The sequence below is a fragment of the Mesorhizobium sp. NPDC059054 genome (assembly GCF_042739215.1).
GTDB lineage: Bacteria > Pseudomonadota > Alphaproteobacteria > Rhizobiales > Rhizobiaceae > Mesorhizobium.
Map to the genome: position 1 here is coordinate 542719 of NZ_JBHYHV010000002.1, position 24306 is coordinate 567024.

Consider the following 24306-nt stretch of genomic DNA (forward strand, 5'->3'; position numbering starts at 1 on the left):
GGCAGAGACGGCCGCTTTCGTCACGCCCCACCATAGTTTGGTGCGATTTCAAGAGGTTATAGCGGTACGGCCCTGTTGAGGGGCGTGCTCGCGGGAACGTGATGGAGCCTGCCCCAATACCGTCTCGCTGCTTTGAAATCGTTGCTTCAGCGATATCTCGGTCTGCGTTGAGGGATGGCCGCCGGTCGCGTTTCGCAGAAGGGCACGGGCATTGGAGTGTGTGTCGTGAACGCGGAAAAATTCTTCTTGAACGGCAGGTGCCTGAAAGCGGCCTGCCTGGCTCTCATCCTTGCGATCGGTGGAACGACCGGTGTCCCGCTGATAGCGCCAGTTGTCCAATCGGCGAATGCCGCCACCGTTTCGATGGCGGTGCGTGAAAAGCTCACCAGATATGGCGTTTGGCAGATCTCACGCCGATACGGCGAGGTCTGGGTGCCATCCGTCACCGCCACGTGGCGGCCATACACGGTTGGTCGTTGGGTATGGACCGACGACGGTTGGTATTGGGAATCCAGCGAACCGTTCGGCACCGTCGTCTTCCATTACGGACGCTGGGCCTATGACGACGAACTGGGCTGGGTCTGGATCGCCGGCGACGAATGGGCACCGGCCTGGGTCGTCTGGCGCCAGAGCAACGACTACGTCGGTTGGGTGCCGGCACCGCCGCCGGAAGAGCGCGTGGTATTCCACGACGCATGGTGGTCTTTCGTTCCGGTCGTGGCGATCGGCGCGGCCGAGGTCCTGCCGGCGCTGCGTCCGGTCGAAGACAATGTGACGATTGTGCGCAACACCACCATCATCGACCAGCGGGTGGTGGTGAACAATATCTACAACAACTATGGCAGCTCAACCGTTCGGATCGAGAACCGAGCGATTCCGATCAACGCCGGCCCGACACTGGCACGGTTGCCCCAGCCTGTAGCCGCCAAGGTCCAAGCGGCCAACATCGTGCCACCGGCCAAGGGTTCGCTGGCACCGGCCAAGCTCGATGTCTCGAAGGCTCATGAGGTCAAGGTCAGGGCCGTATCTCTGCAACCGGCACAGCCCCTACCTTTGTCAGGTAAATCTGCCACGCCAGCCAGTATTGCACACGCTACGGCAAATCCCACAGCGCCAACCAAACCCGATAACGTGACTGCCGGCAGGTCGCCTGCAGTCACCCAGCTGGTGGTGCCGCCGAAATCCAAGGGAAGCCCAGCGGCGAAGGGGGTGCAACAATCGCACAAGAAGCCGTTGCCGCCGGTAGCGGGAGCCGGCTCAAGAAAGCCCGGGATCGAAGGAAGCATCAACGAGAAACAGGCCAGGTCGCAATCGGTTCACACGAAGAACGCGCCACGTAGGCCGAGGCCACCAAATCCGGCGATTGCGCAGCGCCACCGCACCAACGTGGCCGTTGTGCAAGAAGGTGCTCCCCCACAGCACCACCCGGCGCCTGCTCGGGCGATGCCTCAGCACCAGACTGCTCATATGAATGCGCCGCGCCGACCACAGGTTGCTCCGCACAAGCCTGCCCCCGCCGCGCGCAAGCTCAGCAAATGCGATCCGCACGATCCGCATTGCAAGGCACGAGGCTGAGCGTCGCAAAAACAGCTTGCTAGTGTTCGCCGCAATCGGTCATTTTGAAGCGATTGCGGCGAATGCCGCGCCAGCACTCAGGGTGTCCCATGGCGATCTTGAAAATCGGCGTGATATCCCAGTTGACAGCGCTTCGTGCTTGCACCTATTGTCCGCCACGATGAACAAGACGGTACTCATTCTCGTAGGAAGGCGCGTGGGCAAGGCGGTGTAACCGCCGGGCAAAGGCCTCCCATGCGCAACACACAGGCTCCCTCGGGGGCCTTTTTTATTATTCAAAACATGACCAGACGACCAGCAAGAGCTTGAAAAAGCAGGAAAAGACGGAACCGGATCTATGAGCAACGGACAAAGCGAGCGGCGCGAGATGACTGGCGCCGAAATGGTTGTGCAGGCGCTGATCGACAACGGCGTCAAGCATCTCTTCGGCTATCCGGGCGGCGCGGTCCTTCCGATCTATGATGAGCTTTTCCAGCAAGACGCGGTCCAGCACATTCTGGTCCGCCATGAGCAGGGAGCTGGCCACGCGGCGGAAGGTTATGCCCGCTCTACCGGCAAGGCCGGCGTCATGCTGGTCACCTCCGGCCCCGGTGCCACCAATGCGGTGACACCTTTGCAGGATGCGCTGATGGATTCCATTCCGCTGGTCTGCTTGACCGGACAGGTGCCGACGTCGCTGATCGGTTCCGACGCCTTCCAGGAGTGCGACACCGTCGGCATTACCCGGCCCTGCACGAAGCACAACTGGCTGGTGAAGGATGTGAACGAGCTCTCCGCCATCATTCACGAGGCCTTCCACGTCGCCACAACCGGTCGTCCCGGGCCGGTCGTCGTCGATATCCCGAAGGACGTGCAGTTCGCGAAGGGCATCTACACGCCGCCACAGACAGCACCACGCACCTCCTATCAACCCAAGGTTCAGGGCGATCTGGAGAAGGTGAAGGCGGCGGTCGAAATGCTGGCTGGGGCCAAGAAGCCAGTCATCTATTCCGGTGGCGGCGTCGTCAATTCGGGCCCGGAGGCCAGCCATCTGCTGCGCGAGCTGGTCGATTTGACCGGCTTCCCGATCACTTCGACGCTGATGGGGCTGGGTGCCTATCCGGCTTCAGGCAAGAATTGGTTGGGCATGCTCGGCATGCACGGCACCTACGAGGCCAACATGGCCATGCACGACTGCGACGTCATGCTGTGCGTGGGCGCTCGCTTCGACGACCGCATCACCGGTCGTCTCAACGCATTCTCGCCGAATTCCAAGAAGATCCACATCGATATCGATCCGTCCTCGATCAACAAGAACGTGCGCGCCGATATCGGCATTCTGGGTGATGTCGGCCGGGTTTTGGAAGATCTCGTGCGGCTGTGGCGTGCCACAGCCAAGGCCGACAAGAAGGCGCTCTATCCCTGGTGGGAACAGATTGCCCGTTGGCGCGCGCGCGACTCACTTGCCTACAAGCCGAGCAACGATGTGATCATGCCGCAATATGCGATCGAACGGCTCTACGAACTGACCAAGGACCGCGACACCTATATTACCACCGAGGTCGGCCAGCATCAGATGTGGGCGGCACAGCATTTCCATTTCGACAAACCGAATCATTGGATGACGTCGGGAGGCCTCGGCACGATGGGCTATGGTCTGCCGGCCGCGCTCGGCGTGCAGATCGCGCATCCGGATGCGCTGGTCATCGACATCGCCGGCGACGCTTCTGTGCAGATGACGATCCAGGAGATGAGTGCGGCAGTCCAGTACGAGGCGCCGATCAAGATCTTCATCCTCAACAACCAATATATGGGCATGGTGCGTCAGTGGCAGCAATTGCTGCACGGGAACCGGCTGTCGCATTCCTACACCGAGGCGATGCCGGACTTCGTCAAGCTGGCCGAAGCCTATGGCGGCCACGGTATCCGCTGCGAAAAACCGGGCGATCTCGACGATGCCATCAAGGAGATGATCTCGGTCAAGAAGCCGGTGCTGTTTGATTGCCGTGTCGCCAACCTGGCCAACTGCTTCCCGATGATCCCGTCGGGCAAGGCGCATAACGAGATGCTGCTTCCCGATGAGGCTACCGACGAAGCGGTCGCCAACGCCATCGATGCCAAGGGCAGGGAGCTGGTCTAAACTTGCTCGCGGCCGGGGACATCGACTGTTCGGCCTTGGCCGCGAACCATTCAACGCATAGGTGGGTGGTGAGGTTAGGCCTTGCCGGTGCAATCATGTTCTTGCTGGCTATGCCAGCCATTGCCCAGCAGGCTGTCGAACCCCCAAAAGAGAAGCCATCCGTCGAACAGACCGCGCCTCGACCGCCGGAAATTCAGGCGGTCGAGACGGCGATCCGCAAATCGGACTTCGCGGATGCGCGCCGCAAGGCGCTGGCGCTGCTCGACGGGAAATTTGCAAAACGTGATCCAAAGGCGGCCGCTTACGCAGCCTATCTTCTGGCACAGAGCGACATGTATGCAGAGAACTGGAAGGATCTCTACGATACGCTGTTCAAGCGTGCCGATACGGTCATTCGAAATCTTGACCAGCGACGCGCCGATGAATTCGGGCTGCTTTTGGCTGACGCTGCGGGTCGAACCGGCAGGGTGGACGAACAGGACAGGTTGCTCGACTTGCATGTCGAGACGGTAGCACGGCGCTCAGGGGAGGATTCGGAAGCCGCGTTCAATGCGCGCGTCGATGCCGCTTATTCGCAACTGACGGCCAAGCGCCCCGAGATCGCTGAAAAGCGCCTCTTCGCGACGCTCAACGCCATGGAACTCGTCGGCCGTGCCGACCTGTTCTTTAACACGGTTGGGCAAGCGGGCGAGAATTTCAGGCGCTTTGCCGGTGCCGATACAGCCCAGCGCATCTTTCAGCGTGGCCTCGATTCCAAACTGATGGAGACCGACACAGGGCCGGGCAAGGGCTTCCTGATGTTCAATGTCGGCGTGTTCCTGTGCGGCGACAAGAATTACGACGAAGCCATCAAGTTCGGCTATCAGGCGCTCACCGTGCTAGCCGATCATTTCGGCATGGGCAGCGTGGAAGTCCTGAACGCCTACGATGGATTGGCCCAGACCATGCATGCTGCCGGCCAGCTTGCTTCGGCCGAAGCGGCCTATCAATATATCTATGAAAACGGCTTGAAGTCGCTGGGCGAAGACAACGCTGATCTATGGCGCATCATGAACAATCGCGCCGCCGTATTGCGCTCCTTAAAACTACCCGCTGCTGCGCTGGAATTCGACAAATATGCCTATGACAAGCGCTACAAGGCGTTTGGTGGTGGCGCGAACGACACGGTGATCTCGGCCATGAATATGGCGCATGATCTGTTCGAGGCTGAGCGCTGGAAGGATGCCAAGGCAGCACTGGCCTCGATCGGGCGCATCGTCGCTCAGCCGGGATTCAATCCCAACTACCGTCGACAGACAGAACGCTGGCAGGCCTACGCGCAATATCGCCTGGGTGAACGCAAATTCAGCAAGAAGGAAATCCAGTCGCGTGACACCACGCAATTCACCGACGGGGCCGATATCGAACAGTCGCTTTCTTTCCTCGGTCTCTATGCCGACGAGGCCGAGAAGATGGGCCGGAACGAAGATGCGGAAGCCTATCGCGAGCACGCAGTCGCCACTGCGCGCGAGCAATTGGGCGAAGCGCATCCCATGACCTTCGAGGCCGAGCTTTTGCTTGCACGGCTGCAGCAAAAGGCGGATGCCAAGGCCGCGATCGACACCTATCGCAAGCTCGATGCCGTGATGTTCGATTGGGCGCGTTCGAGTGTTTCTGCTTCGGGCAGCCTGCGCGCAGGGCAGGCGGTGCGCATTCTCGCCGACGATATGCTTGGTTCGCTCGCCGAGTTCGCGACACGCAATTCTGACGCCGCCGAGCTGTTTGCCTCCGCACTGGACAACTGGAAGACACTGACACGAGGCACCGAGCGGCAATTGCGTGTCGAGGCCGAAACGATAAGCGATCCGCAGCTGCGCGATTTGATCAGGGCCTATTTCAGCGACTTCGGACGGTTTCGTGAGATCGTTACGGCCACGCTCTACACCGAGGCGTTGGCGCCGCAACGGCAGGCGATGGAGGATGCGCGCAAAGCTCTGAATGCCGAGCTCGAAAAGCGCGGTGGTGCGCCGGTACAGCCATGGATAAAGAGTGCGATCGAAGAAACCGGGCCGGTCGCCAGACCGGCACAGGGCGACGTCATCGTCGATCTCGCCGTTGTCAGTGAGTGGCCTGCGGACCGGGGAGGCAGTCCCAGCAAATATCGGATCTTCGCCGCGATCTCCCGTGCGGACGCGTCTGCGGAAGTCGTCGAGGTCGACGCCTTCGATCCGCGCGACGGCAAGGCCGAGCCAACGAGTGGCTTCATTGAAAAGCTGGCGAAGATTGTCGGCGAGGCGGCGAAAGGTGCCAAGGCGCTCTATGTCATTCCGACCGACTTTCTCTATCCGCTCGACTTCGCGGAATTGCGGTCGACAGGCGGCAAGCGGTTGGGCGAATTGGTTGACGTGCATATCGCTACCAGCCGGCAGGCGTATCAATTTAGGGCGAAGGAAGACCGTCCCTCTGCGGGGGACGGCATCCTGCTTGCCGGTGGCCTGGCCTACAATGATGACGGCAGCACTTATCTACCCGGCTCACGCGACGAAGTCGAAAAGATCGCCGCGATCGCCCGTGGAAAGAATCTTGTCGTTCGGGTTGCCGAAGGCAAGGATGGTAGCGAAGCTGCGATGCGTGCGGCAACTGGCGGCAAAGCGATCCTGCATTTCTCGACGCATGGCTTTTTCATGCCCGGCGAAGGGTTGTCGGCTCGCCTGATGAATGCCGGTTTCGAGCTCTCGGGCGCCAAGCTTTCCGATGAGCCGACGGAAACCGACGACGACAACATCGTCTATGCGCGTGAATTGCTGAGCTGGAATCTCAGGGCCTCGCAGCTCGTCGTCATTTCCGCCTGCGATACCGCCCTGGGCGACATCGGTGTAACCTCCACGGTGCGTGGCCTGCCGCTGGCGCTATCGGTAGCTGGGACGCGGCGCACGCTTCTGACCGTCGAAAAGGTCGACGACGCGGCGACAGTACAATTTATGGCACGCTTCTATGAAAACCTACTTGGAGGCGACCTCAGCTATGCGGACGCTTTCGTCAAAACCAAACGCGATGCGTGGGCCGGCCAAATCGACGGTTTCCCGGCGGCCCTGACCAGCGCTTACATCCTCTTCGAACATTGATAAATACCGGCAACCGCCGGGCAGACACAGGACAGGACAATGACACAGCACCTTCAACCCACCGGCTCCGCTTACTTCATAGCCAAAGAGACGGAAAAGCCAGAAAACCATACTTTGTCGGTGTTGGTCGACAATGAGCCGGGCGTGCTTGCCCGGGTTATCGGCCTGTTCTCCGGGCGGGGCTACAACATCGAAAGCCTGACCGTTTCGGAGACCGAGCACGAGAAACATCTGTCGCGCATCACGATCGTGACGCGCGGCACGCCGCATGTGCTGGAGCAGATCAAGCACCAGCTCGAGCGCATCGTGCCTGTGCATCGTGTGGTCGATCTGACAGTGCGTTCGGCCGAACTCGGTCAGGAGCGGCCGATGGAGCGGGAGCTAGCCCTGGTCAAGGTGGCGGGAACCGGCGACAGCCGCGTCGAGGCACTGAGGCTGGCGGATGCTTTCCGCGCCAGCGTGATCGACGCCAACACCGAACATTTCATCTTCGAGATCACCGGCAAGAGTTCGAAGATCGACCAGTTCATCGCCATCATGCGCCCGCTCGGCCTTGTTGAAATCTGCCGCACAGGGGTGGCGGCGATGAATCGCGGTCCTCAGGGGATGTGACGCGCCGCTGCGGCGGCATTGTCACCGAGACAACAATTTTCGTGACTTGGACCGGGGAAAGGGTCAACTAGCCTGACCTTTTTGCCGGCGCCAAAGCTGAACGATCGCAATGTCTTTCGACGCTTTTCTTGCTCTTGTCGTCTATGCCTTCGTGACCTCTGTCACGCCGGGGCCGAACAACTTCATGCTTCTGGCCTCCGGCGTGAATTTCGGATTTGCGCGCAGCATTCCGCATATGGTCGGCATCAGTATCGGTTTTCTCATATTGGCACTTGCCGTCGGTCTTGGACTGGGCACGGTGCTGACGGCATTCCCGGCGCTGCATACGGCGCTGAAGATCGCAGGCGGCGCGTATCTGCTTTACCTTGCCTGGAAGATAGCGATGTCGCGTTCGATGGGGAGCGGTGGCGAGCAGAAGGCACGCCCGATGACACTGCTCGAAGCGGCAGCGTTCCAGTGGGTCAATCCCAAAGCCTGGGTGATGGCGGTGACTGCCATGGCGGTCTACACCAATCCCGACAGGCCGTTCCTTTCCGTGGCGGTGATTGCCATCACCTTCGCCATCGTGAACTTGCCCACCATCTCGGGCTGGGCGGGCTTCGGCGTGGCGTTGCGCGGCTTCCTGTCCGATCCCGTCAAGTTGAAATGGTTCAACATCGTCATGGGTTTGGCGCTTGCCGCAACGCTCTGGCCGATGCTGCGCTGAGGCGCCGATCACGCCACCGTGAATTTGTGCAGCGCATTAAATCTTTGTAATGAAGGCGTTTTGACCATTTTCAGTCGCGAAGTTGCGCTATCTTAGCCTGAGATTCATCGCGCACGACCTCATTCGACGAGGTGCATACGGATGCGCCGGGACCGGCAGGCAAGGTCCTGACCTTAGATCGAGAGGGCGCATTGACGGTTCGCAACAAAGCACTGATCGGGCTCATCGGAGGCGTCGTTGTCGTCGCTGCGGGCGCTTATCTGTGGCCCGCGGGGGCATCGAAGGTCTGGCAGGCGCTGCCGTTCGGCGAAAAGGAAATCGCGGCCCAGGCGGCGACTGAAAACAAAGGCGATAGCAGCCGAGCGCAAGGCGGCGGTCGTGGTGCCGTCACTGTCGCGACCGCAACGGCGAAGGTCACCGATTTCCCAATCCAGCGCTATGCTATCGGCTTCTTGGCCTCGCCCGCGGTGGCCAACATCAATGCGCGCGTCGCCAGCCAGGTCATGACCATTGCTGTCGAGGACGGTCAGATGGTCAAGCAGGGCGATGTCTTGATCACGCTCGACAACCGGGCGCTGAATGCGCAGGTCGAGAAGGACAAGGCAACGTTGGCGAAAGACCAGGCGCTGGCAGCCAGCGCCGCCGCCGATCTAGAGCGGGCCAAGAGCCTGCTTGCCAGGCAGACCGGCACACAGCAGGCTTATGACCAGGCTTTGGCGGCTCAGAAAGCGGCACAGGCGACGGTGGCTGCCGACCAGGCGGCTCTCGATGCCGATCTCGTGCAACTGGGCTACACGACGATTACAGCACCGATTTCCGGACGACTTGGCGCCGTCAGCGTCAGTGTCGGTGATCTGGTGACGGCCGGTGGCGCTACCGGTACGGGGGCTACGCCCCTGGTGACGATCACTGAAATGGATCCGCTGCGCGTTGCCTTCAACCTTCCCGAGGCCGATCTTGCCTTGCTGCAGCAGGCGACGGCCAAGCCCGGTTCGGTTTCGGTGACGCTGCACAAGGACGGCAATCCGGCATCGATCGGGTCCGGCACGGTCGATTTCGTGAATTCCGCGGTCGATACTGCATCGGGTACCATTACTGCGCGGGCGACCGTGCCTAACGCCGATCTCAAGCTTTGGCCTGGTCAATATGTGAATGTGACGGTCAATGCCGGTATGATGCCGCAGGTGGTTACCGTGCCGACACAGGCCGTACAGCCGAGCCAACAGGGCTCGTTCGTCTATGTCGTGAAGGCCGACAACACGGTCGAGGCACGGCCGGTCAAGGTGGCGATAAGCCATGAGAACGACAGCGCCATCGCCAGTGGGTTGAAGGACGGCGAGAAAGTGGTGGTGGACGGCCAGTTGAGCCTCAAGCCGGGAACCGCCGTGCGTGAAACGGACAACAGCGGGACAGGCGAGAGCAAGTCTCCGAAAGCGGCCGGTAAGGCAAACGGAAACGAAACGGCGGGCTGACCGACGATGATCTCCGAATTCTGCATCCGTAGGCCCGTCGCGACACTGTTGATGTCGATCGCGCTCATTCTGGGTGGTCTGTTTGCCTATAAATTCCTGCCGGTCGCGGCCCTTCCGAGCGCCGAGTTCCCGACCGTCAATGTTTCAGCTTCGCTGCCGGGCGCATCACCCAATGCGATGATGACGTCGGTCGCCGTTCCGCTCATCAAGCAGATCGCCACCATCGCCGGCGTCGATTCGATTTCGACCACCAATTCTCTCGGCTCGACCTCGATCGCCGTGCAGTTCGCCTTGAACCGCGACATCGATGCCGCCGCGGCCGACGTGCAGGCTGCGATCGCGCGAACGCAGCGGCAATTGCCGCCGGAAATGACGTCGCCACCAAGCTACAGGAAGGTCAATCCGGCCGATGCGCCGATCCTTCTGATGGCGCTGACCAGCGATACGGTGCCGCTGACCGACCTCGACGCCATCGCCCAGAACGTGATCTCTCCTTCGCTGTCGACCATCGATGGTGTCGCCCAGGTCATGGTCTGGGGTTCGAAGAAATACGCGGTGCGTATCCAGATCGACCCGACGGCGCTGGCCGCGCGCGGCATCTCGATCGACCAGTTGCAGGCAGCGGTGCAGTCGGCCAACAGCAACGCGCCGGTTGGCGTGCTGCAGAACAGCCAGCAGCAGCTCACCATCACCACCAATACGCAGTTGCAGGACGCGGACGCCTTTTCCAAGATCATCATCGCGACCAAGAACGGCAATCCGGTCCGTCTCGGCGACGTCACGCGCGTGATCGATTCCGTGCAAAGCACAACTTCGGCGTCGTGGTTCGACAAGTCACGCGGTATCATCCTGGCCGTGCAGCGTCAGCCCGACGCCAACACGGTCGCTGTGGTCGACCGCGTCAAGGCGATGCTGCCGTCTTTCGAAGACCAGATGCCGGCGGCTGCTTCGATCCAGCTGATGAACGACCGCTCGACCTCGATCATCGCTGCCGTCGATGACGTTCAGTTCACATTGCTGCTCACCATCGGATTGGTCGTGCTGGTGATCTTCGTCTTCCTGCGCAGAGTGACGGCGACGATCATCCCGGCTGTGGCGGTGCCGATCTCGCTGATTGCCACGCTCGGCGTGATGTTCCTGCTCGGCTTCTCCATCGACAACATCTCGCTGATGGGACTGACGCTTGCGGTCGGCCTCGTCGTCGACGATGCGATCGTGATGCTGGAAAACATCTATCGGCATATGGAAGAAGATGGTCTGCCGGCCTTCCAGGCAGCCGTGAAAGGCTCGCGCGAGATCGGCTTCACCATTCTCTCGATGTCGATCTCGCTGGTAGCGGTGTTCATCCCGGTGCTTTTGATGGGCGGCGTCATCGGCCGTATCTTCAACGAATTCGCGGTCGTGGTGACGGTGGCGATCCTTGCGTCGATGTTTGTGTCGCTGACATTGACGCCGATGCTGTCCGCGCATCTCCTGACCCTGCCGAAAGGCCACAAGCCGGAAGGGCAGGGCGGGGAACACCAGCATGGCTGGCTGACGCGCATCTATGACCGGGTCCTCACTTGGTGCCTGGCGCACCACTTCATCGTGTTTCTCGTCTTCCTCGGCACCGCAACGTTGTCGGTCTGGCTGTTCACCGTCTCGCCCAAAGGTTTCCTGCCGCAGGAAGACATCGGCCAGATTTCCGTGTCGACCCGCGCGCGCCAGGACATCTCCTTCGATGCGATGGTGAAGCTGCAGGCCCAGGTCGCCGAGGTTTTCGAGAAATCACCCTATGTGGCGCATGTCACTTCCACGGTCGGTGGCGGTTTCGGTTCCGGTGGACTTAACCAGGGGTCGCTGTTTGTCGAGCTGAAGCCGAAGAGCGACCGGCCCGAAATGACTGACGTGATGGCAAGCCTCAGGCGTCCGCTGGCGGACGTTCCCGGCATCAGCACCTTCATGCAACCGGTGCAGAACCTGCGGCTAGGCTCGCGTTCCTCCGCCAGCGCCTATCAGCTGGTCGTCCAGGGTCTTAAGACCGATGAGACCAATGATTGGGCCCAGAAGCTGACGGAAGCCATGCAGGCCGATCATTCAATGTTCGCTGACGTCAACAACGATCTGCAGAACACTGCGCTGCAAGCATCCCTGATCGTTGATCGCGACAAGGCGGCGACACTGGGCATCGACACCAACACGCTGCTCAACAGCCTTTATGGCGGTTTCGGCACTGACCAGGTGACGACCATCTTCGGTGCGGCCGACAGCTATCAGGTCATCACCGAACTCGATCCGAAGATCGACTGGTCACCGGAACGCATGCTGTCGATCCAGTTCCGCACGTCCAGCGGCTCGCTGGTGCCGCTCGGCGCCTTCGCCCGTGTCGACCGCACGGCAGGGCCGCTTACCATCAACCAGCTCGGCCAGCTGCCGGCGGTGACGATTTCCTACAATCTGCCGCAAGGCGTGTCGCTCGGCGATACGGTGACCCGTATCGAGGCGCTGAAAGCCGAGATCGGCGTGCCGAAGACGATTGCCACCTCGTTCTCGGGCACGGCCAAAACCTTCCAGGATTCACTTGCCAATCAGGGATTGCTGATCGCCGGTGCGATCCTGACTATCTACATCGTGCTCGGCATGCTCTATGAGAGCTTCATCCATCCGCTTACCATCCTGACCAGCCTGCCTTCTGCCCTGCTCGGTGCGGTGCTGTCGCTGCGGCTCGTTGGAATGGATGTTTCGGTCATCGCCGTTATCGGACTGCTGATGCTGATCGGCATCGTCAAGAAGAACGGCATCATGATGATCGACGTGGCATTGGTGCTGCGCCGCGAGGGACGAAGTGCGCGCGACGCGATCCACAAGGCCAGCGTCATGCGTTTCCGCCCGATCATGATGACGACGCTTGCCGCTATCATGGGTACGTTGCCTATTGCCATCGGCGAAGGCGCCAGCGCGGAGCTGCGCCAGCCGCTCGGCGTGGCTGTGGTCGGCGGCCTGATGGTCTCGCAGGTGCTCACCCTGTTCGTCACGCCCGTGATCTATCTCTACATGGAGTGGCTGTCGCAATGGCTGCTGGGCTTTGTCCGCAAAGGCAAGAAGCCCGATCTTCATCTGGTTGAAGGAACAGCACAGCCTTCGCTGTTCGACGAGAACAAGGATCGTCAGGTCGCGGCCGAATAGGTTACAGACTGTTCGCAATCAGTTGAATTGCCGTCTCCCTCAATATGAATAATGTGCCGCTCGTCTGGCGTCGGGCGAGGGGACGATGCGGCCGTGGGGCAAGCCCATGGTTTGCGGCGTCAGAGCCACCATCAATCCATTCATCCAAGGGAAATTTTCAATGACCAAAGTGGCCGTACTCGTCGGCAGCCTGCGCAAGGACTCGTTCAACCGCAAGATCGCCAAAGCGCTTGCCGCGCTGACGCCAGGTCTCGACTTCGACTTCCTCGATATCGGCGCCGTTTCCTTCTACAATCAGGATCTCGACACGAATCCGCCAGCCGATTGGGTTGCGTTCCGCAAGCGTATCGCCGATGCCGATGCCGTGTTGTTCGCCACCGCCGAATACAATCGCTCGGTGCCGGGTGTCTTGAAGAATGCGATCGACGTTGCCTCGAGGCCCTACGGCCAGGGTGCGCTGAACGGCAAGCCCGCGGCCATCATCTCCACCTCGATCGGCGCCATTGGCGGCTTCGGCTCCAACCACCACCTGCGTCAATCGCTGGCGTTCCTGAACATGCCGGTGATGGGGCAGCCTGAAGCCTATATCGGCGGCGCTGCCAGCCTGTTCGATGAGGCCGGCAACCTGACCAATCAGGGCACCAAGGATTTCCTCACCGCTTTCGGCAAGGCGTTCGAGCAGCATATTGCGCTGCACGCCAAGAAATAGAGCTTGCTCGAAGCAAAGAAGAAGGCCGGATGCACGAGCGTCCGGCCTATTCTTTTGGTGCGTGCGGCAAGCTCAGTGAATGGCTTGGTATAGCTGGCGCTTTCCTTGCCGACAGGCGCGCGTCGGTCGCCTGCCTCTTCGTCAGCGCCACGTCCGTCAACAGATGCGCGTCCAACTCGCGCAGCACCTCGCGTTGCCGTAGCCGTGACGATGGGGATTGGGCGAGATAACGCAGCAGTTCGAGGAAAGCGGCGCAGACGGGCATGGGAATCTCAGCGGTTATGGTTCGCCATAATCGCGTGACGCATATCACAAAGGAATTCTTGCATAGCTGATACAAAGCATTAGAGTTTCTTTGTATGCGCGGACTGAAGCTCGATCAGTTGCAAACCTTTCTTGATGTTGTCGAACTGGGCAGCTTCTCAGCTGCGGCTCGAAAGCAAGGGCTGACGCAACCTGCGGTCAGCCTGCAATTGCGAGAATTGGAAAAACGGCTTGGATTGAGGCTGATCGAACGCATCGGTCGTAAGGCGCAACCGACGGCAGCCGGTATTGAGCTTTCTCTTCACGCAGAGAAGATTGGCGCTGTGGTGGATGCCGCGCTGGATGCGATGGCCGGGCATGCCAGTGATCAGCCCGGCCGTGTCCGTATCGGCACCGGCGCCACGGCCAGCATCCATCTTTTGCCACCGGCGTTGAAGGCGCTGCGAGAGCGCTTTCCCACGATGGAGATCGCAGTCAGCACCGGCAACGCGGCGGCGATCGTCGAGGCCGTGCAGGAGAACCGCATCGACATCGGGCTGGTGTCCTTGCCAGTCTCTGGCCGATCGCTCGATATTACGCCTCTAGTCGAGGACGAATTCGTTGCTGTCTTTGCCTCGGGCGCGCCAATGCCGGTCGAGATGACACCCGAAACCCTTTCCGCCTTGCAATTGGTGTTGTTCGAGACGGGCGGCAATGCCTATCGTCTCGTCGAAGGCTGGTTCGGTGCTGCCGGTATCCGCATGAAGCCGGCCATGTCGCTGGGGAGCGTCGAGGCGATCAAGGAACTGGTGGCGGCCGGGCTCGGCTGCGCGATCCTGCCCCGGCAAGCGGTGGGCAATGAACGCGATGCCAAACGTTTCGGCATCAAACCGCTGTTACCGTCGCTTTCGCGTACTCTGGCCATGGTGCTGCGCACCGACAAGTTGCGCGACCGGGCGCTGCGCGAAACCGTGAAGGCTTTTGAAAGACTAGCAAAGCAATAGCCGTTGGCAGCTATCTGCCGATGGGGGCTTGCCGTCGGCGACAGAATCTCCTTTGTCTCGGCCATGGAACTTTCACCCCAACAGGATGAGGCGCTGAAGGCGGTCGCGCGCTGGTTGAAGATCGGCCAACCGCAGGTGTTTCGTCTGTTCGGTTACGCGGGCACCGGCAAGACGACGCTGGCGCGTTATTTCGCCGAACATGTCGATGGTCAGGTGCAATTCGCGGCTTTCACCGGCAAGGCGGCTCAGGTGCTGCGTTCGAAGGGTGCCGTGAACGCCCGAACCATCCATTCGCTGATCTATCGGCCGCGCGGCGAAGAAGCCGTCGAGGACGAGACCACCGGCAAGACCTCGATCAATCCAACCTTCTCGCTCAATCGCCAGAGCCCGATCGCCAAGGCTGCGCTTGTCATCATCGACGAATGTTCGATGGTGGACGAACAGCTCGGCCGCGATCTGCTGTCTTTCGGCACACCCGTTCTGGTATTGGGCGACCCGGCGCAGCTGCCGCCGATTTCCGGCGGCGGTTTCTTCACCGAGCATGAACCGGATTACCTGCTCACCGAAATCCACCGGCAGGCACGCGACAATCCGATCATCCGTCTGGCGCTCGACGTGCGCGAAGGGCGCGAGTTCATGCGCGGCGACTACGGTGCCGCGCAGGTCATCGGTCGTGAGGACGTCAACCAGGATCTGGTGCTGAAGGCTGACCAGGTGCTGGTCGGGCGCAACCAGACCCGGCGGCGCTACAATCAGCGCCTGCGCGAATTGAAGGGTTTTACCGCTGACTATCCACAGGCGGGCGACAAGCTGGTCTGCTTGCGCAATGACCCGGCCAAGGGCTTGCTCAATGGTTCTTTGTGGAAAGTGATGACGTCGTCACGTGAGACGGTGAAGCCGGGTATCAACCTGCTGGTCTCGCCAGAAGAGGACGATCCCGACCGTGGCGTCGCCAAGATCAAGCTGTTGAAGGCCGCTTTCGAGAATCCGGAAGAGGAGATTTCCTGGCAGCAGAAGAAGCGTTTCGACGATTTCGACTTCGGCTATGCGCTGACCGTGCACAAGGCGCAGGGCTCGCAGTGGAACGAGGTCGTACTGTTCGACGAGAGTTTTGCCTTCAAGGACACGCGTCAGCGCTGGCTCTATACCGCGATCACCCGCGCCGCCGAGCGGCTGACGGTGGTGCGGTAGCAGAACGTCAGCGCTCCACGTCCTCAGTCTTCTGACAAAACCTCGTTTCGGTCCCTCACGTTGGCGGCCAATGGGCGATATCCACCTGTAGACCGCATGTAGCAGGCGGATCGTTCTAATCCGTTATCTCGAACAGTAGCGCAGTTGCATCGTCGCTTACCTTGAAGCGTGGATATTGCTGTCCGTCGGGATCCTCTTCCCGTTCGATCCGACGCAGCTCGCTCATCAACGTGGCCAGACCACGTTCTGATGCAGCCTGGATCAATCTGGCGCTGTCGTAGCGGCCGTATTTGTCGGCCAGGGCTGAAAAACCGTCGGTGCACAAAAGTCCGCGCGCCGGCAGGGCAGGGCTGAACTTGCGGATGGAAAGATGAGCAGCCGCCTCAGGTGCGCTACCCAGCGTCCACACCGAGCCGCCAGGCTGGTTGTGGCGCGCCCGAGAGCGGCGCAAGGCTTCGCGCACGACCGGTTCCTCGGCCAGCGAGCGCCAGGCGGTCAAGCCGCCAGCCTGTGCCACGGCGCGGCGGGCGCTTTCACTTTCGGCCTTGCTGTAGTCTTCGTTGGTTTCGAACGCGGCACCATCCGCGCCGGCCAGGAACAACCGGCAGTCACCAAGGCCATAGACGGCCAGTTCCTGGTTCTCCATGCGCACCAGTTGGAAGCTCGCGGTCGGTAGCGCCCAGGCTTCGATTGTCTCGCCGGCGGACGCTTCGACGATTCCTTGCCGGACGCGGGCGTTCAAATTGCGAACAACATCGGCAATCGGGTTGGCCAAGCCGACTTCTGCTTCAAAAACCTGTGTTGCGAAGGTTGCGAGCCATGCCGCATCCGATGTGGCGTCGAGCAGCGGCTCGCCACCCAGTCCGGTAGCGCCGTCGATGACGAAGGCGCAAGATGTGTTGCCGCCGGCGGTATCCTCGTTGCGGCGGGCCGCATTGCCGGGATCGGAAAGCAAATCGAGAATGCGCAGCATCAGCATGGGTGTCCTTCGGATGTTGCCCATCTTGCCTATCCGGTCACGACACGCAATCGAAGCCGCCGGCTGGAACAGCCAAAAAGGATGTTTGTTTCGACGTCGCTGGGCTATAGCTTCTGCCGCCCGCAACAGCCCAAGGCCGACCATGCCAGCCAAGCTTTCCGTGAATCTCAACGCCATCGCGCTGCTGCGCAACCGCCGCGATCTGCCTTGGCCGAGTGTGACTGGTCTGGGCCGCATCGCGCTTGCTGCCGGCGCACACGGATTGACCGTGCATCCGCGCCCGGACGAGCGCCATACCCGCCATTCCGATTTGCCGGAGCTTCGCGCGCTGATCGACGACGAGTTTCCCCGCGCCGAATTCAACATCGAGGGATATCCCACGGAGGAATTCCTCGAGCTTGTGGAAAAGAACCAGCCAGAGCAGGTGACTTTGGTGCCGGACGATCCTGCACAGGCGACCTCGGACCATGGTTGGAACTTCGTCGGGCAGGCCGACTTTCTCGAACCGATCGTCAGGCGCCTGAAGAAAGGCGGCTTCCGCGTTTCGTTGTTTTCTGATCCCGATCCCGCTGGCGTGATGGTTGCGCGTGATATCGGTGCCGATCGCATCGAGCTCTATACCGGCCCCTATGGCGGTTATCATTCCGATTCGGGAAAAGCCGCCAAAGAATTGGAAAGGCTTGGAAAAACGGCAGACGCTGCAATATCTGCGGGCCTTCAGGTCAATGCCGGTCACGACCTTGTCGTCGCGAATCTGCCGCCATTGCTGAGGCGCATTCCAGGGTTGGCGGAAGTCTCCATCGGACATGGCTTGACAGCCGATGCGCTGGAGTATGGCATGGCAGGTACGATCGGGCGGTTTCTTAAGGCGTGCGGGTGGTAGAGGTTTTTTCGAACCCGCGAATATCAGCGTCATGACGCCGGGGCACTTGATATTGCATTGCGGCAAGCGTAGAGCACCGCGCGCTTGAAACGGAGTGTCACCGATGGCCGCTGCCAACCATGGCGCTGAGGCTGAAGGAACCGAACTGCCCGAGCATTCAGGGGTTGAGCAGCACAGCACCAAGGTGTTGATGCTGGGTGCGCTGGGTGTCGTCTATGGCGACATCGGTACCAGCCCGATCTATGCTTTCCGCGAAGCGTTGGTCGCGGCCTCCGGCAGCGAACTCTCCAAACGCGAGGATGTTCTCGGTGTCCTGTCGTTGGTGATCTGGGCGCTGACGATCATCGTCACCATCAAATATATCATGTTCGTGCTGCGCGCCGACAACCGCGGCGAGGGCGGCACCCTCTCGCTGATGGCGCTGGCGCGCGCCACCTTCCAGAAACGCTCGGCGATCGTGCTCGGCATCGGGATGGTCGGTGCTTCGCTGTTCTACGGCGATGCCGTCATCACGCCGGCGATCTCGGTGCTGTCGGCCGTGGAAGGCATGAAGGTCGTCACGCCGACCTTCGATCCTTATGTGGTGCCGCTGACGCTGGTGATCCTGGCAATCCTGTTTTCCGTGCAACGGTTCGGCACTGGCAGCGTAGCCTTGATCTTCGGGCCGATCACCGCGCTGTGGTTCGTCGCCATCGGTGTTTCCGGCATCGTTCACATCGTCGACGACCCGGAAGTGCTGCTTGCGATCAATCCCTACTACATCGTGCATTTCCTCCTCAATTCGCCGGGTGTCGCCTTCGTTACCGTGGGTGCGATCTTCCTGGCGGTGACGGGTGCGGAAGCGCTTTATGCCGATCTTGGCCATTTTGGCCGCAAGCCCATCGTGCTCGCCTGGCTCTGGGTCGTCTTTCCCTGCCTGCTGCTCAACTATGCTGGCCAGGCTGCCTATGTGCTGGCGAGGGGCGGCGAGATCGGCCATCCCTTCTTTGAAATGAACGAAGGCTGGGCGCTGATCCCGATGGTGGTGCTCGCCACCGCCGCCACCGTCATTGCGAGCCAGGCGGTGATTTCGGGCGCCTATTCGCTCACGCGCCAGGCGGTGCAACTCAACATGCTGCCGCGCCTTGAGATTCAGCACACCTCCGAGAGGCAGTCCGGCCAGATCTACATGCCGCGCGTCAACTTCATCCTGGCGATCGTGGTCATGCTGCTGGTTGTCGGCTTCCAGCAGTCGAGTTCACTGGCTTCGGCCTACGGCATCTCGGTCACCGGCAACATGCTGGTCACAACCGTGCTCTTGTTCGTGATCATGACCCGGATCTGGAAATGGCATCTTGGCCTTGCCGTCGCGCTGACGGCGTTGTTCGCCTTCATCGACATCGGCTTCTTCGTCTCCAATATCGTCAAGGTGTTCGAGGGTGGCTGGGCCTCGCTGGCGGTAGCCTTCTCGGTGGTGCTGGTGATGTGGACCTGGGTGCGCGGCAGCCGCTATCTGTTCGAAAAGACCCGCCGTAACGAAATCCCGCTCGATTTCCTCGCCGGCAACCTGCTCAAGAAGAAGCCGCAAGTGGTCGCCGGCACTGCCGTGTTCCTGACCAGCGATCCGCTCAGTGCGCCGACCGCACTCATGCACAGTCTCAAGCATTACAAGGTGCTGCACGAGCAGAATGTCATCCTTTCGGTAGTGACGGCGCCACAACCGATCGTGCCCGACAGCGAACGCGTCAAGATGGAGACGATCAACGAGCTGTTCATGCGGGTGTCGCTGACGTTCGGCTATATGGAGCAGCCGAACATCCCCAAGGCACTGGCCATCTGCCGCAAGCAGGGCTGGAAGTTCGACATCATGACGACGTCGTTCTTCCTGTCGCGCCGTTCGCTGAAGGCTTCGCCCAACTCGGGCATGCCGTTGTGGCAGGACCGGTTGTTCATAGGTCTTGCGCGGACCGCCGCCGACGCGACGGAGTATTTCCAGATTCCGACCGGCCGCGTCGTGGAAGTCGGTACGCAGGTGACGATCTAGCCTTACGGAGAGGTCTGGCAGCAGCAAAGGTTGTTGCTTCCAGCTAAGTTCGGGGTGTCTGCGTAGGCTTTGACCTGGTCCTTCACTCAGAATTCACCGTGGGCGGCGGATCACCGCGTTGACAGCGCAAGCTGGAGCGACAACTCTCGGCCACAGTCCACGGGGGGCACCATGCACGCCTTGCTCAAACGTTACGCGGCGCTGATAGGCGCCACGTTCATCGCGGCTTGGCCGATGAGCGCAACGGCCAGTGAAACCGTGGTGACGCTGGAAAACGGCATCGCCGGTACGCTCAACCTGCCGGATGGCGCCGGCAAGGTACCCGCGGTTCTGATGTTGCACGGCTTTGCCGGCAGCCGCGACGAGGTTGCTTCCATATACAAGCGCGAGGCCGAGGCACTTGCCGCCAAGGGCATCGGTTCACTGCGCATCGATTTCCGCGGCTTCGGTGAAAGCAACGGCAACGCCGAGGACCTGACCGTCGACAGCCAGCTGGAGGATGCACTCAGCAGTCTCTCTTTCCTGAAGGGCAATGAACACATCGATCCGGCACGGCTCGGCGTGCTCGGTTTCAGCCTGGGCGGCGGCGTTGCCATCCTGACGGCGGACCGGGAGCCGGGCACGGTCAAGTCGTTGGTCACCTGGTCTTCGGTTGGCGATTTCCACAAGGACATGGTGGGCGACGTTGGCCAAAAGGCCTTCGACAAGGCCGCGAGCAAGGGTGTCGCCGTCATCGACTTCGGCGACCATCAGCTTGTGCTCAAGAAGGGTTTCTTCGATAGTCTCGACCGGTTTCCGCTCGCGCCGGCTATCGCCCGCTATCGCGGCGCTTATCTCGCCATTGCCGGCAGTGACGATTTTTCCGGAGCCTATGTCGAGCCGTTCGTGGCATCTTCGGCAGCAAACCCCAAGGAAGCGCTAGTGCTGCCAGGCGAAAACCACATCTACCATGCGCTCAGCTATTTCAGCAGCGGCGTCGAGCCGGTCATCGCCAAGACCGCCGACTGGTTCGCCAAGACGCTGTAGTGGTTGCCCCTCTCGACATTGCGGTCGCCGGTGCCGGTCCGGCAGGGCTCGCTGCGGCACTCTATCTTCACCGTGCCGGTCACCGCGTCACCATCTTCGAGCGCTTCGATGAGCCGTCGCCTGTCGGCTCCGGCTTGATCCTGCAGCCGACGGGGCTGACGGTGCTTGCCGATCTCGGCCTGCTTGATGCAATCCTTGCCCTCGGCAGCCGCATCGAGCGCCTGCACGGCGCCGATGCCGCGAGCGGCCGCACGGTGCTCGACGTTCGCTACAATGCGCGGCCGGGCGGACGCTTCGGCCTTGCCGTGCATCGGGCGGCCCTGTTCGGCGTGCTCTATCGCGCGGTGCGCGAGGCCGGCATCTCCATTGAGACCGGTATTGAACTGGATGCGTTGGAGACCGGTGAGCGGGTTCGGTTGCTCTGCAATGACGGCCGCAATCTCGGACCGTTCAATCTCGTGGTCGATGCCTCCGGTTCGCGCTCGAAGTTGCGCCGGCATGTCGCCCAACCGGCCGAACCGCGACCACTCGCCTACGGTGCTTTCTGGACGTCGCTGGGCTGGCGTGGCGAGGGGTTTGACGAACATGCGCTCACCCAGCGTTACGACCGCGCCTCGGTGATGATCGGGGTGCTGCCGATCGGCCGCTCGGAACCGGGCGGCGACAAGATGGCGGCCTTCTTCTGGAGCCTCAGGCCGGCCGACGCCGAGGTGGTGCGGGCGAAGGGATTGGAAGCGTGGAAGGAACGGGTGCTCTCGCTGTGGCCAGCTTGCGCTTCCTATCTGGCGCAGATCGACAGCTTCGACCAGCTCACGCTCGCCCGCTATGGCCATCATACGCTGAAAGCTCCAGCCGGCCGGCGGCTTGCCGTCATCGGCGATGCCGCGCATTCGACGAGCCCGCAGCTCGGGCAGGGCGCCAATATGGCGTTGCTGGATGCCGCGGCGTTGAGTTATGCCCTCAAAACGAAGGGTGATCTTGAGGATGCACTCGGCGCCTATGCTGGAGCGCGGAGGTGGCATGTGCGTACCTTCCAGGCGCTATCCTTGATGTTCACGCCCTTCTACCAGTCGGATTCGGTGCTTTTGCCATTCATCCGTGACCGTCTGGTCGCGACCGCGGCGCGGGTACCCCCGGCGCCGCAGTTGCTGGCCTCGATGGTGGCCGGAACGATGGTCGATCCATTCCGGCCGATCGGCCTTGCCGAACGAGACTGGAGCGGGATCGATACCAGCCCGACGGTTGCGGCTGTCGAAACCGTTTAGCAGCGCGCTGCGGCGGCTTCCATAGGTACGAGCGCCTGCCTTTGTTCACGGCGAATGGCGACGGTCGCGATGGCCAGCGCGAGCACTGGCGACAGGGCGGCGAACAGAGGCACGGCAGCCAAGCCTGGACCGTGGTCGATGACCAGTCCCAGCAACCAGGCGCCCAGCGCGTTGCCGAGGTTGAAGGCAGCGATGTTGAAGGACGAGACCAGGCTCTGGCCACCATCGCCGGCCTTTCCGAGTACCCACAGCTGCAGCGGCGCCACCGTGGCGAAACCGACCGCGCCGAGAAGGCCGACAAAGATGACCGCGGCAATCTGCTGATGGATGGCTGCTGCCATTGCCACCAATGTTAGTGCCAAAACCGCCAGTGTGCCGATGACGGTTGCGGTCAGGCGTTTGTCGGCGAGCTTCCCGCCGAGCAGGTTGCCGACGAGCAGGCCGCCGCCGAAAACCAGCAGGATGGGGGAAACGGCCGTTTCCGGGAAGCCGGCGACCTCGGTCAGCAAGGGAGCGATATAGGTGAAGGCGCCGAAGATGCCGATCCAGGACAGAACGGTAACGGCAAGTCCAACAAGCACCGCGGGCCGCACCAGAACGGCGAGACTGCTGCCGTCTTCATTGGTCGCGGCATCCGCCGGCAAGCGCCTTGGCACCAGGAACTGGATGACGGCTAGCGCGACAAATCCGATGAGCGTGACCGCCCAGAAGGTGGAGCGCCAGCCATAGTGCTGGCCAAGCCAGGTGCCGAAAGGCACGCCGAGGATGTTAGCGGCGGTAAGGCCGGTGAACATGACGGCGATTGCCGTCGCCTTCTTGTCCGCAGCGACGACGCTGGTGGCAACCACCGAGCCGACGCCGAAGAAGGTGGCGTGCGCAAACGCTGTGACGACTCGAGCCGCCATCAGCGTCCAGTAGTCCGGCGCCAACGCACAGGCCGCGTTACCGAGTGTGAACACCACCATCAAGGCCAGCAGCAACGGCTTCTTCGGCAGCTTCGCTGTGGCGATGCCGAGCAATGGTGCTCCAAGGACCACGCCGAAAGCATAGCCGGAGATGAGCAGGCCGGCGGCGGAAATGGAGACGCCGAGGTCCTTGCCGACATCGATCAGCAGGCCCATGATGACGAATTCGGTGACGCCGATGCCGAAGGCGCCGGCGGTGAGAGCATAAAGAGCTAGAGGCATGACAAGGCTTTCCGGGTTGGGCGGAACAATCGAACCGGAAAATGGACAGGGTTCCTGCCTTGAACTAGACTGCCGTCTGGCAAAAGATTCATGAATTGATTTCACAAGCGAATGGCGTCCTCCCGCATTGATACCAACCGCCTTGGCGAGATGGACGTGTTCGTGCGCGTGGTGGAGCTGTGCGGTTTTTCACCAGCGGCGAGAGCACTGAGACTTTCGCCCTCGGCCGTCAGCAAGCTGATCGCACGGCTGGAAGCGCGTCTTGGTGCGCGGCTGTTCAATCGCTCGACACGCAAGCTGGCGCTGACTCCCGAGGGCAGCATTTTCTATGATCGGTGCGTGCGGATTCTTGCCGATGTTGACGGAGCTGAGCGCGAGGCGGCAGCAGGTGCCGTGCCGCGCGGACGCTTGCGCGTGAACTGCAATGTTGCGTTCTCGCAATGGGTGCTCACCCCGATCCTGCCGGAATTCCTGGCACGGTATCCCGAGATCGTGCTCGATCTTGTCGTTTCGGACGTGGTGGTGGATCTGTTGCAGGAACACGCCGACGTGGCGATCCGCATCGGCCCGCTCGCCAATTCCAGCCTCATTGCGCGCAAGCTGGGCGAGAGCCGGGCAATCGTGGTGGCCTCGCCTGCCTATCTGGAGCGTGCGGGTACGCCGCGGACGCCAGCCGATCTGGCCAGCCACAATCTGCTCGGTTTCGGCTTTTCCCGGCTGATCGAAGGCTGGCCTTTCCTTGACGAAAAAAAACGGGTGGTGCGCATCGCGCCGCTGGGCAATGCGCTCGTCAGCGATGGCGACACCATGCGCCGGCTCGCTGTCGCAGGAGCCGGCATCGCGCGCGTTGCCCGCTTCCAGATGGAAGAAGACCTTGCCGCCGGCCGGCTGGTGCCGCTGCTCGAAGACTACAGTCCCGGCGAGGTCGAGCCGATCCATGCCGTCTATGTTGGGCAGGGTGGTGTGCTGCCGGCGCGTGTGCGTGCCTTCCTCGATTTCGTCGCCGAAAAAGCAAGAGTGAGGTAGCGGTTCTATTCCGAACA

General features: G+C 61.3%; 17 protein-coding genes. 15 read left to right on the forward strand and 2 right to left on the reverse strand.

The features are described from left to right. The first annotated feature begins 225 nt into the window (after nucleotides 1–225). From ACFWXH_RS10365 to ACFWXH_RS10410, 10 genes are all read left to right on the forward strand, one after another. Complete coding sequence (locus ACFWXH_RS10365) at nucleotides 226–1575, forward strand: DUF6600 domain-containing protein (protein ID WP_379119897.1); 1350 nt, start codon at nucleotides 226–228, stop codon at nucleotides 1573–1575. Between the two features lie 337 nt (nucleotides 1576–1912). Next, entirely contained in the window at nucleotides 1913–3694 is a 1782-nt protein-coding gene (locus ACFWXH_RS10370; RefSeq protein WP_082407158.1) for an acetolactate synthase 3 large subunit, read from the forward strand. A 95-nt stretch (nucleotides 3695–3789) separates the two neighbouring features. Next, nucleotides 3790–6798 carry a CHAT domain-containing protein gene (locus tag ACFWXH_RS10375; protein WP_379119899.1) on the forward strand — a complete coding sequence of 1003 codons (3009 nt, stop codon included), beginning with the start codon at nucleotides 3790–3792 and terminating at the stop codon, nucleotides 6796–6798. A 39-nt stretch (nucleotides 6799–6837) separates the two neighbouring features. Then, nucleotides 6838–7410, forward strand: coding sequence for an acetolactate synthase small subunit (gene ilvN, locus ACFWXH_RS10380; RefSeq protein ID WP_379119901.1), 573 nt, complete (start codon nucleotides 6838–6840; stop codon nucleotides 7408–7410). 109 nt (nucleotides 7411–7519) lie between these two features. Beyond that, entirely contained in the window at nucleotides 7520–8116 is a 597-nt protein-coding gene (locus tag ACFWXH_RS10385) for a LysE family translocator (protein ID WP_379119904.1), read from the forward strand. Nucleotides 8117–8307: 191 nt separating this feature from the next. Further along, nucleotides 8308–9588 carry an efflux RND transporter periplasmic adaptor subunit gene (locus ACFWXH_RS10390; RefSeq protein ID WP_379119906.1) on the forward strand — a complete coding sequence of 427 codons (1281 nt, stop codon included), beginning with the start codon at nucleotides 8308–8310 and terminating at the stop codon, nucleotides 9586–9588. A 6-nt stretch (nucleotides 9589–9594) separates the two neighbouring features. Further along, entirely contained in the window at nucleotides 9595–12753 is a 3159-nt protein-coding gene (locus tag ACFWXH_RS10395) for an efflux RND transporter permease subunit (RefSeq protein ID WP_379119908.1), read from the forward strand. A gap of 160 nt (nucleotides 12754–12913) precedes the next feature. Beyond that, complete coding sequence (locus tag ACFWXH_RS10400) at nucleotides 12914–13462, forward strand: NADPH-dependent FMN reductase (RefSeq protein ID WP_379119911.1); 549 nt, start codon at nucleotides 12914–12916, stop codon at nucleotides 13460–13462. Between the two features lie 359 nt (nucleotides 13463–13821). Next, nucleotides 13822–14709: a LysR family transcriptional regulator gene (locus tag ACFWXH_RS10405; protein WP_379119913.1), complete on the forward strand. Its 888-nt coding sequence runs from the start codon at nucleotides 13822–13824 to the stop codon at nucleotides 14707–14709. A 63-nt stretch (nucleotides 14710–14772) separates the two neighbouring features. Then, a complete protein-coding gene (locus tag ACFWXH_RS10410; protein ID WP_054308436.1) occupies nucleotides 14773–15900 on the forward strand; it encodes an ATP-dependent RecD-like DNA helicase in 1128 nt (375 codons plus the stop codon). Between the two features lie 115 nt (nucleotides 15901–16015). Here the strand turns inward: ACFWXH_RS10410 and ACFWXH_RS10415 are convergent, their stop codons facing one another. Further along, nucleotides 16016–16903 carry a hypothetical protein gene (locus ACFWXH_RS10415; protein ID WP_379119915.1) on the reverse strand — a complete coding sequence of 296 codons (888 nt, stop codon included), beginning with the start codon at nucleotides 16901–16903 and terminating at the stop codon, nucleotides 16016–16018. Nucleotides 16904–17021: 118 nt separating this feature from the next. Here ACFWXH_RS10415 and ACFWXH_RS10420 point away from each other — a divergent pair, with 118 nt between their 5' ends. The 4 genes from ACFWXH_RS10420 to ACFWXH_RS10435 all read left to right on the forward strand — a co-directional run bounded on the left by ACFWXH_RS10420 (nucleotide 17022) and on the right by ACFWXH_RS10435 (nucleotide 22076). After that, nucleotides 17022–17762: a pyridoxine 5'-phosphate synthase gene (locus ACFWXH_RS10420; RefSeq protein WP_054308151.1), complete on the forward strand. Its 741-nt coding sequence runs from the start codon at nucleotides 17022–17024 to the stop codon at nucleotides 17760–17762. Between the two features lie 103 nt (nucleotides 17763–17865). Then, nucleotides 17866–19785: a potassium transporter Kup gene (locus ACFWXH_RS10425; protein ID WP_379119917.1), complete on the forward strand. Its 1920-nt coding sequence runs from the start codon at nucleotides 17866–17868 to the stop codon at nucleotides 19783–19785. 171 nt (nucleotides 19786–19956) lie between these two features. Next, a complete protein-coding gene (locus ACFWXH_RS10430; RefSeq protein ID WP_379119919.1) occupies nucleotides 19957–20811 on the forward strand; it encodes an alpha/beta hydrolase family protein in 855 nt (284 codons plus the stop codon). Further along, nucleotides 20811–22076 carry an FAD-dependent oxidoreductase gene (locus tag ACFWXH_RS10435; RefSeq protein WP_379119921.1) on the forward strand — a complete coding sequence of 422 codons (1266 nt, stop codon included), beginning with the start codon at nucleotides 20811–20813 and terminating at the stop codon, nucleotides 22074–22076. Before ACFWXH_RS10430 ends, ACFWXH_RS10435 begins: the two co-directional genes overlap by 1 nt. Here the strand turns inward: ACFWXH_RS10435 and ACFWXH_RS10440 are convergent. Next, entirely contained in the window at nucleotides 22073–23263 is a 1191-nt protein-coding gene (locus ACFWXH_RS10440) for an MFS transporter (protein ID WP_379119923.1), read from the reverse strand. The two genes, ACFWXH_RS10435 and ACFWXH_RS10440, sit on opposite strands and share 4 nt — an antisense overlap. 111 nt (nucleotides 23264–23374) lie before the next feature. On the opposite strand from ACFWXH_RS10440, the gene ACFWXH_RS10445 reads away from it, so the two are divergent. Beyond that, the gene (locus tag ACFWXH_RS10445) at nucleotides 23375–24289 is read left to right on the forward strand and encodes a LysR family transcriptional regulator (protein ID WP_379119925.1); all 915 of its coding nucleotides are present in this window, start codon (nucleotides 23375–23377) and stop codon (nucleotides 24287–24289) included. Nucleotides 24290–24306 lie beyond the last annotated feature (17 nt).

What these genes read in the sequence shown, in the direction of transcription:
- ACFWXH_RS10370 (WP_082407158.1), top strand. Translation starts at nt 1,913, where the DNA reads ATGAGCAACGGACAAAGCGAGCGGCGCGAGATGACTGGCGCCGAAATG.
- ACFWXH_RS10375 (WP_379119899.1), top strand. Translation starts at nt 3,790, where the DNA reads ATGTTCTTGCTGGCTATGCCAGCCATTGCCCAGCAGGCTGTCGAACCC.
- ilvN (WP_379119901.1), top strand. Translation starts at nt 6,838, where the DNA reads ATGACACAGCACCTTCAACCCACCGGCTCCGCTTACTTCATAGCCAAA.
- ACFWXH_RS10385 (WP_379119904.1), top strand. Translation starts at nt 7,520, where the DNA reads ATGTCTTTCGACGCTTTTCTTGCTCTTGTCGTCTATGCCTTCGTGACC.
- ACFWXH_RS10395 (WP_379119908.1), top strand. Translation starts at nt 9,595, where the DNA reads ATGATCTCCGAATTCTGCATCCGTAGGCCCGTCGCGACACTGTTGATG.
- ACFWXH_RS10400 (WP_379119911.1), top strand. Translation starts at nt 12,914, where the DNA reads ATGACCAAAGTGGCCGTACTCGTCGGCAGCCTGCGCAAGGACTCGTTC.
- ACFWXH_RS10405 (WP_379119913.1), top strand. Translation starts at nt 13,822, where the DNA reads ATGCGCGGACTGAAGCTCGATCAGTTGCAAACCTTTCTTGATGTTGTC.
- ACFWXH_RS10410 (WP_054308436.1), top strand. Translation starts at nt 14,773, where the DNA reads ATGGAACTTTCACCCCAACAGGATGAGGCGCTGAAGGCGGTCGCGCGC.
- ACFWXH_RS10415 (WP_379119915.1), bottom strand. Translation starts at nt 16,903, where the DNA reads ATGGGCAACATCCGAAGGACACCCATGCTGATGCTGCGCATTCTCGAT.
- ACFWXH_RS10420 (WP_054308151.1), top strand. Translation starts at nt 17,022, where the DNA reads ATGCCAGCCAAGCTTTCCGTGAATCTCAACGCCATCGCGCTGCTGCGC.
- ACFWXH_RS10425 (WP_379119917.1), top strand. Translation starts at nt 17,866, where the DNA reads ATGGCCGCTGCCAACCATGGCGCTGAGGCTGAAGGAACCGAACTGCCC.
- ACFWXH_RS10430 (WP_379119919.1), top strand. Translation starts at nt 19,957, where the DNA reads ATGCACGCCTTGCTCAAACGTTACGCGGCGCTGATAGGCGCCACGTTC.
- ACFWXH_RS10440 (WP_379119923.1), bottom strand. Translation starts at nt 23,263, where the DNA reads ATGCCTCTAGCTCTTTATGCTCTCACCGCCGGCGCCTTCGGCATCGGC.
- ACFWXH_RS10445 (WP_379119925.1), top strand. Translation starts at nt 23,375, where the DNA reads ATGGCGTCCTCCCGCATTGATACCAACCGCCTTGGCGAGATGGACGTG.